Genomic DNA, 10,986 nt, shown 5'->3' with positions numbered 1-10,986 from the left:
CGTGGATCTGCAGAAACGCCAGGCTGCGGAAACGCAAGGCTGAGAAACGCATGCAACCGATGCCGAGGCATAACACGGCCCGAGGGAGGGGCATGCCAGTGACCGTTTGCAAGCGTGGTTCATCCTCCGATTTGAAGTCTCCGGGCGTGATGAGTGGCGTTTCGGTTGCACCGGCGTGGTGACGTCGGCTCACGAAACGAGAGCGTTTAGAGCGACACTTGATACTTGGCGACCGCATCAATGATGGCGTCGAGGTCCTTCGCCGGCGCGAAGCCGATGGCTTCGCGGATTCGCGTCAGATCGGGGACGCGGCGGCGAATGTCTTCGAACGATTCGTCGTAAGCGTCCGCATAGGTTTGGAACTCGATCGTCGCCTTTGGATTGACTCGCTCGACCACGCGCTGTGCCAACTGCAGAATCGAGACGGGCCTATCGCTACCGATGTTGTAGACACGACCGGCGGCCTCAGGCTTATCAACCAAGCAGGTCACCGCATGCACGACATCATCGACATGGGCAAAACATCGCACTTGGTGACCATCGTCGTGAACCACCAAAGGACCGCCGCGCAGTGCCGCCTCGACAAACCGTGGCAGCACCATTCCATAGGCCCCCGTTTGCCGCGGTCCGACGACGTTAAAGAACCGCCCGATGACCACGGGTAGTTGTTTTTCTTTGTAAAACGCCAAACCAAGAAATTCGTCAATCGCCTTGGAAACGCCGTAACTCCACCTTGGTTTTGTCGTTGCGCCGAAGACAAGGTCGTCTTCCTCGGACCACACTTCCTTTGGATTCTTTCCGTAGACTTCGCTCGTGCTGGCGATGAAACAGGGGACCAGGTCTCCCTTGCTGGCCCGTTGGCCCAAGCGATTCAAAATCAATTGCGTCGGATAAACGTTGCGTTCGATTGTCTGGATCGGCTGCTTGGCGATCAAGGCCACGCCCACGGCCGCGGCGAGGTGATAAACCCGATCGGCTTGATCGACGACCTCATTGACCAAAGCTTCTTCGGTCACCGAGCCCTCGATGTACTGGACCTTGGGATTTTCGAGCAATCCTTCAATATTGTTTTTACGTCCCGTCGAGAGGTCATCGACGACGATGACGCGATGCCCTTGCTGGAGCAAAGATTCAGTCAAATGTGACCCAATGAATCCCGCACCACCCGTGATTACCGATGTCGTTTCGCCCACCATTGATCCGATCGTTAAAAGAAGAGAATGATCTAAAAAGAGGAAAGGCGTTTAGTGTATCCGAACCTTGGCAACCTCGTATCCCGGGCAACCTCGTATCCGGAAAACCTAAATACGGGTAGTTTGAAGACGGGTCGTTTGAATATGGGGACGCGGGCCCCCAGCGAACCAATTGGATTTCTGGGCCGCTTGGCGATAATGGAATCTCAGCTGCGATTCGCGATCGGCAACGAACGGCTTCGTCTGGCTACCAACGAACGAACTTGGCCTTTGGTCAACGCTAAGGACAAGGGAAAATCGGCGAATTGGCTCAACCTTGCCGATTTGGGGCTCTTTTTGACCTGTAGCGGTGCCAAGCGTGAAACTATCGCCTGTGTCGCCGTCTCGCTAGAATTAGTCGTTTACGAGCTTACAGAGTTCTCGTTATTAATGGCATGTCGGTCGCAAATCACCCATACCTGAAATATCACGCGCTTCGGGGGTCATCTACGTGTTCCATACACAGGTCGTCTTCAACCTGTTCCGAATCAATCGTCTCGCGATTGATTTCGTGCATTTTTTCCGGCAACCGATGCTTGGTTTGCTTGCTGGCATCGCCTTTCTGAGCTCCCCATGCTTTGACCTCATTGCCGCTGCCAAAGAATCCTCGGAAGAGTCGATCGCGGCTTACGCGGATGCGGCAAACTTTCAAACCAATGGTGCGATCGGGCTGGCGATTGAGAGCTGGAACGCCTTTTTGAAGGAGTACCCGGATGACCCGATGGCATCCAAGGCTGCTCACTTCTTGGGGGTTTGCTATATGCAACAGGAGGCCCCTGATTACGCGGCCGCTTCGAAATCCTTTGCCCAAGCGTTGCAGGACTCGGATTACGAGTTGCGAGAGGAGAGTCTTGTCAATCAGGGATGGTGTCTCTACTCCTCCGCCGGGGACGCCCCGAACCGCGATCAAGATCGGCTACGCGAATCGATCGCCACGTTTGAAACGTTGCGTAAAGAATTCCCGCAAAGCTCCTTTCTTGATCGAGCGTTGTTTTACAGCGGCGAGGCAGCCTACGGACTCGGCGACGCGAAGAAAGCGATTGCCAATTACGACCAACTTCTCGCGTTGCCGACGGCCAAAGAATCTCCGCTGCGATGTGACGCACTGTACGCGAGAGGCATTGCCTACGAAGAGCTCGACCAATACGACAACGCCGTCGCATCGTTTCGCCAACTGCTAAGCAGTTGCGAGAAAAGCGATTTAGTTACCGATGTCCACCTCCGCATCGGCGATACCGCCATTCTAAAGAAAGAGTACAAGCAAGCGATCGAGTCGTTCGACGCAGCGATGAAGTCGACCGAAAACAAAGACGATCTCTCTTATGCACTATTCCGGCAAGCGTTTGCACTCGTGCAGGCGAACCAACCGGGCGAAGCGGCAAAGAAATACGAACAACTGCTGAAGGATTATCCAGATTCTTCTTACACCGCATCGGCAACCCTGGCTTCGGCACAAAGCACGTACCGCAGTGGCGACATCGAGGAAGCGGCGAAACGGTTCCAGCGTGTGTTGGAGCAAAAAAATCCTACCGCGTCCACCGAAGCCGCCCATTGGCTGGCTCGAATTCATCTGGGCAAAGGGGATTCGGCAAAAGCACTCGAAGTCATCCGTGGCCAACTCGAACGGGGTGCCGAAGGAAAATTTGTTGCGACGTTGAAGCTCGATTTGGGCGAAGCGTTATCCATGACCCCGGACACCATGAAGGAGTCGCTCGCCGCGTTTGAGCAAGCTTATCGCGACGCACCCGACGACGAATTGGCTCCGCGAGCCCTTTACAACGCAGCCTTCTCGGCGCTACAGATCAATGAGCCCAAGCGTGCGATTGAACTGGCAAGCGAATTTCTAAAAAAATTCCCCGACGACACGCTGACTCTGGACGTGTTGTTCGTGGAAGCGGAAAGCCACTTCATTTTGGGCGACACTGGCACTGCGGCGGACAAGTTCAAAGCGTTGGTTAAAAAGTCCGACGCCGGGGATACCTCACAACGTCCGCTTTGGATTTTGCGTGCTGCGACGGCGCTCAACGCAGCGAACCGGGCTCAGGAAACCCTCTCGCTGTTCAAGGAGCAATCCGCACCTTTACCCGAAAAAGCTCAACAAGCCGAAGCTCAACTGTTGCTGGGCCAAGCGTACTTGATGACCGAAAACCCCTCCGACTCAGCCAAAGCATTTCAAGCCAGCCACGACGCCGATCCGAGTTGGCCGCGAGCCTCCGAAGCGTTGTTGATGGCCGGGCAAGCGTTATTTGCAGCGGGCGATACCAAGGCGGCTCAAACCGCATGGACCACGATCATCGACCAGGACTCGAAGAGCCGGATGGCGGATCAAGCGAGATTCAAACTGGCTCAATTGGCGAGCACGCAAAAGGACGTCGCCGAAGCCAGCCGACTCTACGACGAGATCGTGGCCTCCGGGGCCGACCCCGGTTTGATGCCGTACGCGTATTACGGTCGCGCTCGCTTGTTGATGGAGCATGGCAAGCACAAAGAAGCCATGACTTCACTCGATACGCTTTTGAAGGATTACGCCACCCACGCGATCCGCTCCGAAGCGTTACTCGCCCGCGGGATCTCCGAGCGAAACCTAGGTGAGCTCGAAGCGGCGCGAAAGGACCTTGAGGCATTCCTCGAATTGAAACCGAGCGGCTTGAATCTGGGCCACGTGCTTTACGAACTTGCGTTGATCGACCAAAAGGAAAAACATCCCGCCAAGGCGGCCACTCATCTGGAACGACTGGTCGCGGAAGTTCCCAACTACCCTGATTTTGACAAGGTCTTGTACGAACTGGGTTGGTCGTATCGCGAATCGGAAAAGCAGGACGCCGCGGTCGAGACATTCACCAAGTTGATCGCAAGATCGCCGACGTCCCCCTTGAGCGGTGAAGCGGCTTATTTCGTCGGCCAACATGCCTACGAGAACAAAAACTGGGACGAGGCGGCCAAGTACTTCCTTACCTCGGCCGAGCAGACCACCGATCCCAAGCTTGCCGAAAAGGCATTCTATCGCCTTGGGTGGTCGCGATTCAAAGAAGCGAGATTTGATGAAGCTGAGAAAGCGTTTCAGCAACAGGCGGAAAAGCACCCCGATGGGACGCTCGCCTTCGACGCCTTGATGATGGTCGGCGAATGTCGTTTCAACGAAGGCAAACACGAAGCCGCATTGGCAGGCTACGCCGCCGCACGAAAACAAATCCAAGACAAAGAGGAGACCGCCAAATCGTTGCGAGATCCAGCCGATCGCCAAGCTCGAGAAATTGTGCTGCTGCACGGCGGCCAAAGTGCGGCACAGCTGAAGAAATGGGATGACGCGATCGCGTGGTACGACGAACTTCGTGAGCGGTTCCCAGCGACGCACTATTTAGCACAGGTCTTTTACGAAACCGGCTTCGCTTACCAGCAAACCGGCAATAACGACAAGGCACTGCAAATGTTTGGGGAGGTCGCCGACAACTATCGCAATGAAGTGGCGGCCCGGGCGCGGTTCATGATCGGAGAGATCCATTTTGCCAATCGACGCCTCGATCTGGCGATCCCCGAATTCCAAAAAGTGATGTACGGATTCGGTGCCGAACAAGCCCCCGAGCCGATTAAGAATTGGCAAGCAAAAAGCGGATTCGAGGCTGGCCGTTGTAGCGAGTTACTGATCCAGCAAGCTCAAACCCCCGCGGCAAAGCAAAAATCGTTTGATTTCGCTGTCCGTTTTTTCCAATACGTCATCGCCAAGCATCCGCAGCACGAATTGGCTGAAAAAGCAAAGACGCAATTAGAGGCTTTGAAAAAATAGTGAATGCACTGAATCACAATCCGAATCGTTTACACCGCATGGCGTTGGCCGTGGTTGTGGTGATGTTCGTGACGCTCACGCTCGACGCGTTGGTCGTGCGCAGCCAGGACCCGAGCGACATTCGCATTGACACGTCCGAGATTCAATCGGTGCTGAACGATTCCCCCGCCGCGGCGGAAGCGAGCGTGGATGAGCCTTCGCCGATCGATCTGTTGTCGTTGATCAGCCGTGGCGGGCGCTTCATGATCCCGATTGGATTGATGAGTTTGTTGGTCGTGGCGCTCGCGGCCGAACGCATTTTGACCTTGCGAGAAAACAAAATCATTCCGCGTACCTTGGTGATGGAATTGCGGGCGATCTCCGAGCCGGCGGAGAACTTCAATCCCAACATCGCCTTTCATACCTGCAACGATTTCCCCTCGCCCGCGGCGACCGCCATCCGCGCGATGTTGTTGCGCACCGGGCAACCCATTGGCGAGATCGAAAATGCCGCGAAAGAAACGATCCAACGCGAAGCCGATGGACACGCCGCTCCGATTCGTTGGTTGAACTTAGCGGCCGCGGCAACTCCCTTGATGGGATTGCTCGGAACGGTGTGGGGCATGATTGTCGCGTTTCATGAATCGACCACATTGACGGCGGACCGCAGCCGTAGCGAACAACTTTCCGAAGGCATTTACACGGCATTGGTAACGACCCTTGCGGGGTTAATCGTGGCGATTCCCGCAGCGATGTTTGCTCAATACTTGGAAAACCGCTTAGCCAAACTGTTCAATCAAATCGAAGAGCTCGCCTTCGAATTGGCTCCTCGGATGGCGCCCTTGGTGGGTCGCCGCAGACTCGACAACCAGGGAACGATGCACAGCATGGATCGCGTGAAATCGAATCATGAACCGGCACGCCCTCCGGCACCACCGGTTCCTCAAAAAATGCGTAGTGAGGCGAAGCCGGGTTAACCATGGCTGTTGAAATCAAAAAATCGACTGTCGCGGGAACGCTCAGCCTAACGCCATTGATTGACGTGGTTTTTCTGCTGCTGATTTTCTTTCTCGTGACCAGCGAGTTTGAAGAACAGGAACGTCGCATCGACATCGCGTTGCCGACCGCGACCAGTGCGGTGCCGATGACGAGTAAACCGCGTGAAATCGTGATCGACATCAATGCCGCGGGCACGGTTTACGTCGGAGGAAAAGAATCCACGATCGATGCGTTACTCGAGCTACTTCGGAACGCGGTGGCTAATAATCCTATCAGCCAATCCGTCATCATCCGCGCCGATCGCGCGACCGCGTTTCAACCGGTCGTCAGCGTCATGGACGCTTGCAATCGAACCGGGATCAGCGATTATTCCGTCACCACGACGGATGGGCCCGAGCAAAAGCAAAATCCTGAGCAGTAGCAAAATCCAGAGCCGTGGGCTCACAGAACCGCAAACAACTTACGAAATCATCGCAAACAGGATCGCCTCGACACCCGATCCAGCACGCCGATCACAAACCGGCGTGCTTAGGTTTTGAAATCATTCCCCTCTCGGACTCTTGAATCAACGTGAACCGTCCCTCACCGCCACCGAAGCACACCTTCGTGCCTCCGCCGAACCGCGCTGCCGGTTCCACGGATGCAATGTGGCCGTTGGACGTTTGGTTAGTGGCGCTGTCATCGGTGGTGCTGTACTTGATCGTGACGCGGCTTCGCTTTGATGATCCACGCTGGCTTTTCAATGCCTCGACGTACGCGATCGCCGTCCCCTTGATCGCGTTGGGGATGTCGCTGGCGCTACGAGGTTTGGTTTCCCATTACGTGCAAAAATCGATTCAAATCGGTTTTCTGTTCAGCGTCTTCCTGCACTTGATGCTGCTGATCTTGGCCGTCCACGTCGTCATCTTCAGCCAGTTTTTCCCTGAATCGGTTGCGGGAGTTAAACCCGAGCGTTCACCAATTCGCAAAACGGTTCCCGAGTATTTGTTTCAAACTCCCAAGGAAGAGGCGGTCACCCCCGATTGGTCGGAACCGGTGGAAACGGAAACCACGTCACGAGTGATTCCCGAAGAGATGCGGCAATTGCCACCCGTGGAACATTCGGCTCCGCAGTTGGAGATGCCCAAACCGAAGGAGCCGAAACCACGTCCGACGCAAACGTTTTTGATGGAGCGTCAGGTACCGTCCCATGCTCAACCGAAGCCTGCGGATTCGCCCGCAAAGCTTGCTCGCCGCGAGCAAGCGAGTGAAAAATTAAGCTCCCCCAAAAGCTCTCAACCGGAGGTTCCTAAACTTAATCGCGAATCGATGAGCGATTCTCAGGCGAATCCGAGCGAGCGGCCCTTGGCAAAACCGACCCCGCGAAGAAGCAGCCATTCGACGGTTCCCCAACCAAGTGTCGCCCCCGACCCAATGAAAATGCCCCTCACTCCGCCATCCCAAGCGGTGGCGGCGGCGACACGAAATCGCTCGCAAACGCTGCCCACGGTCGGCGAGTTGGGATTAACGAGTCAAAGTCGCCCGCGCACGACAAGCCAAGCCTCCGTCACACCGGCCGGGGCGAGTCCGGCCCCGCAATCGGTGTCCGTTGCATCGATCAGCCAAACGGCCGACCAGATGTTATCCCCAGCGGAGGTTTCGCATCAACGTAGCGGAACGACCGCCGGAGCTCAGCTTTCGCAGTCCACCCCCTCCGATGCGATGAGCACCCCGTCGTCCACTCCCACTTCGGCGAGCTCGAGCAACGTGTTGCGACGCGAGTTGTCCTCGCTAATGGGGGCGCCGGATGTCCAATCCGACGGTGCTCCGCAAGCGCGTCCCGAGCGGTCGAGTCGTGGCCAGCGCAGCGCGTTCACTCCTGCGGGGGCTCCCACGACGCCGGGCGCGATGGCAACGATGGCCGCCGCCACGGACGCCACCCCTAATGATGCGGTCAGCGAGCGTGCGGAGATCGGCGAAGTCCGCAGCCAACGAAGCGAAGCCTCCTCGAGCATTCCGACGCCGATTTCCGCGATGGAAACTGAACTTGGTCCCAGCTTGGACGTGATGATGAAGGAATCGATTGCGGGGCTCGCCGATCGCCCCGACTCGTACGCTGGGATTGTCCCCACCCACGATCTGCCGGAGGTTGGCGAGCTTGACATTGTGGATCAACCACGAAAACGACTCGAAGTCGGTGGCCCCGCAACACCGGTGGGCAGCAAGATTGCCGCCGTTGAATCCTTTAACCGACGAGTCATGCGAACTCAGGGAGGTGCGGCGCCGACGCCCGCAGGCTTCGTGGGTCCGGCGACCGAAGAAGCCATCGAACTTGGTCTCGCCTACTTGGCGAGCACTCAGAAAGACGATGGCAGTTGGTCCCTTGCCGGACATGGCGAAAATGTACTGTTGCAAAGCGACACCGCCGCAACCGGTTTATGCCTACTCTCCTTCCAAGGCGCAGGCTACACGCACAAGCGACATCAATATGCAGATACCGTCCAGCGGGGCATCGAGTTTCTAATCCAGCATCAAAAAACCAACGGCGACCTGTACCGCAGCGAGAACCCGATCAGCGATCGCAATGTGGCCTTCTATAGCCATGGCATCGCGGCCTTGGCGATGTGTGAAGCGTACGGCATGACCCAAGACGAAGAGTTAAAAGCGGCCGCCCAGTCCTCGCTCAACTACATCGCCAATACGCAACATACGAAATATGGCGGATGGCGCTACGCCGCCCAGGTCAGCAGCGATACGAGCGTATCAGGATGGATGATGATGGCGCTCAAGAGCGGCGAACTCGCAGGATTGGAAATACCAAAAGATGTCTACAAAGGTATCGACCGCTGGTTGGACTTTGCTCAACAGAGCGAATCGCGTCCCGATCGTTATCGTTACAACCCCTTTGCCTCGAACACTCCGACGCAGCGTCACGGACGCAATCCAACCCACACGATGACCGCGGTGGGCATGCTGATGCGGATGTACTCGGGGTGGCAACGCGACAACGAAGCGATGCAATCGGCAGCCGACTACCTGCTCGAAGCCCCGCCGGAAATGGGCACGCGAAACAAGCCATCACGCGACGGTTACTATTGGTATTACGCCACCCAAGTGATGTTTCATATGGGCGGCGAGCATTGGGAGCAATGGAACAAACATCTCAACCCCCTGTTGCTCGAAAGCCAAGTCAAAGAGGGGCCCAAGGCGGGCAGTTGGCACCCGATGCTGCCCGTCGAGGATCGCTGGAGTCCTCACGGCGGACGCCTTTATGTCACGACAATGAATCTGTTGAATCTAGAGGTTTACTACCGCCACCTCCCGATCTATGACGACACCGCCGAGTAGCAACCCCGGTAGCAACCCCGGTAGAAACTCAGCGAAGCAAACGAGTCGAGGCGGACTCGGGCAAGTCATCATGCCAGAGTCCCCGAGCACGAGCAAAGGAACCTTCGCGGCCTGCCTCCTTCCTCGGCTCTACTTTTTGATGTTGCCCGATTTTCGATTTCCGTGGAAATCATGCCCCGCAGTGCCGGCGCGGGCCCGAGCCAAGCGTGATTTTCTCTTGCTTACGCGGCGGCTTAGGATACGGGTTATGATAAGCGTTCAACTTCAAACGCTCTGCCATCTTCTTTCCTGCAATCTCTGAGTGAACCATGATCCTTCGGCTCCTGTTCGCAGTCACGATGGTCACGTTGTTTTCGAGGCTCAGTCACGCCGAGGTGCCTGCATTCGAGAAAGTGGTACTCGATGCCAAGATTGGTAATGTGTGTTACGCCGTCACCGCAGCCGATGTGAACCACGATGGAAAAATGGATGCTGTCGCGATCAGCGAAAACGAGGTGGTGTGGTACGAGAATCCGACGTGGACGCGGCACTCGATGATCAAAGATGCCGTCCCGAAAGACAATGTCTGCATTGCCGCGCATGACATTGACGGCGATGGTCTCGTCGATTTTGCCCTCGGGGCGGGTTGGCCGAAAAACGGCGGTACGATTCATTGGATCCGTCGCGGCGACACGCTCAAAGATCCTTGGCACGTATTCAACATCTCCTCCGAACCATGGACGCACCGCATGCGTTGGGCAGATGTACTCGGACAAGGAAGCCCACAATTGGTCGTCACTCCGTTAAACGCGGTCGATGGCAATGGCATTCGCCTGCTCGCCTTTCCCATCCCGCGCGATCCGAAATCGGGGCAATGGAAACCGGTCGTCATCGACGGCACGCTGAATCGTGCTCATAACCATTGGCATTTGCCCTCCCGAGACGGCGAGGCCGAGCAAACGTTAACGGCGAGCGCCGAAGGCATCACTTGGATTCGCAAATCAGAGTCTGCGGGGTTCCAAGTGACGCGAATTGCCTCCGGCGCCGAAGGCGATTCCCCCGCACAACAAGGTAGCGGCGAAATCAAAACAGGACGCCTGTCGGCATCCCTATCGATGATCGCCACGATCGAACCGATGCACGGCAATCAAGTGGTCGTTTACCTCGGTGCGCATGCGACCGATCCCAAGCCGAAACGCATCGTCTTGGACGACACCTTCTCCCAAGGCCATGCAGTTTGGTGTGCCGATTTAGATGGCGATGGCCGCGATGAAGTGATCGCAGCGTACCGCACCCCTGGGAACGGCCCGGTCCCAGGTCCCGGCATCTTCATCTATCGCGCTAACGATGCAAGCGGCACCGAGTGGACTCGCACCACGCTCGATCCGATGATGGCTTGCGAAGATTTGTGGTGCGACGATTTCAACGGCGATGGAAAGATTGATATTTTGGCCGGCGGACGGACCACCCACGACGTCAATCTTTATCTCAATTTGTCCGCATCCCAATAACAATGGCATCGCCCAGGAATTGACTCGTTGACCCAGCCCACCGACATGCAACACGAAAAGCCCCCTGCGACCGCACACAAAACTAGAACGCGTCCGCGCAGTCGCTTCTCGCGTGCGATCACGGTGAGCGTTGTGTTTCACGTCGTCGTCGCAGCAGGCCTTCTGTTTTGGTACC

At 56.5% G+C, this 10,986-nt stretch carries 7 protein-coding genes; 6 read left to right on the top strand and 1 reads right to left on the bottom strand.

The annotated features are described in order from the left end of the window. Nucleotides 1-206: 206 nt before the first annotated feature. Entirely contained in the window at nucleotides 207-1,196 is a 990-nt protein-coding gene (locus Pla52o_RS01675; RefSeq protein ID WP_146592846.1) for an NAD-dependent epimerase/dehydratase family protein, read from the bottom strand. 51 nt (nucleotides 1,197-1,247) lie between these two features. Between Pla52o_RS01675 and Pla52o_RS01670 the strand changes: the two genes are divergently transcribed. The 6 genes from Pla52o_RS01670 (at nucleotide 1,248) to Pla52o_RS01645 (ending at nucleotide 10,811) form a co-directional block, all read left to right on the top strand. After that, nucleotides 1,248-1,655 carry a hypothetical protein gene (locus tag Pla52o_RS01670; protein WP_231612015.1) on the top strand — a complete coding sequence of 136 codons (408 nt, stop codon included), beginning with the start codon at nucleotides 1,248-1,250 and terminating at the stop codon, nucleotides 1,653-1,655. Between the two features lie 28 nt (nucleotides 1,656-1,683). Continuing rightward, nucleotides 1,684-5,016: a tetratricopeptide repeat protein gene (locus Pla52o_RS01665; RefSeq protein ID WP_231612014.1), complete on the top strand. Its 3,333-nt coding sequence runs from the start codon at nucleotides 1,684-1,686 to the stop codon at nucleotides 5,014-5,016. Beyond that, nucleotides 5,016-5,972, top strand: coding sequence for a MotA/TolQ/ExbB proton channel family protein (locus Pla52o_RS01660; RefSeq protein WP_231612013.1), 957 nt, complete (start codon nucleotides 5,016-5,018; stop codon nucleotides 5,970-5,972). Before Pla52o_RS01665 ends, Pla52o_RS01660 begins: the two co-directional genes overlap by 1 nt. A 2-nt stretch (nucleotides 5,973-5,974) precedes the next feature. Beyond that, nucleotides 5,975-6,415 (top strand): ExbD/TolR family protein, encoded by a 441-nt coding sequence (locus tag Pla52o_RS01655; protein ID WP_146592843.1) that lies wholly within the window; start codon nucleotides 5,975-5,977, stop codon nucleotides 6,413-6,415. Nucleotides 6,416-6,639: 224 nt separating this feature from the next. Continuing rightward, nucleotides 6,640-9,321 carry a hypothetical protein gene (locus Pla52o_RS01650; protein ID WP_146593494.1) on the top strand — a complete coding sequence of 894 codons (2,682 nt, stop codon included), beginning with the start codon at nucleotides 6,640-6,642 and terminating at the stop codon, nucleotides 9,319-9,321. Nucleotides 9,322-9,629: 308 nt separating this feature from the next. Next, nucleotides 9,630-10,811 carry an FG-GAP repeat domain-containing protein gene (locus tag Pla52o_RS01645; protein ID WP_146592842.1) on the top strand — a complete coding sequence of 394 codons (1,182 nt, stop codon included), beginning with the start codon at nucleotides 9,630-9,632 and terminating at the stop codon, nucleotides 10,809-10,811. The last annotated feature ends 175 nt before the right edge of the window (nucleotides 10,812-10,986 follow it).

The organism is Novipirellula galeiformis (assembly GCF_007860095.1).
GTDB classification, from domain to species: Bacteria; Planctomycetota; Planctomycetia; order Pirellulales; family Pirellulaceae; genus Novipirellula; species Novipirellula galeiformis.
Note: the sequence above shows the minus strand (reverse complement) of the source record. Positions and strands in the feature narration are given on the sequence as shown.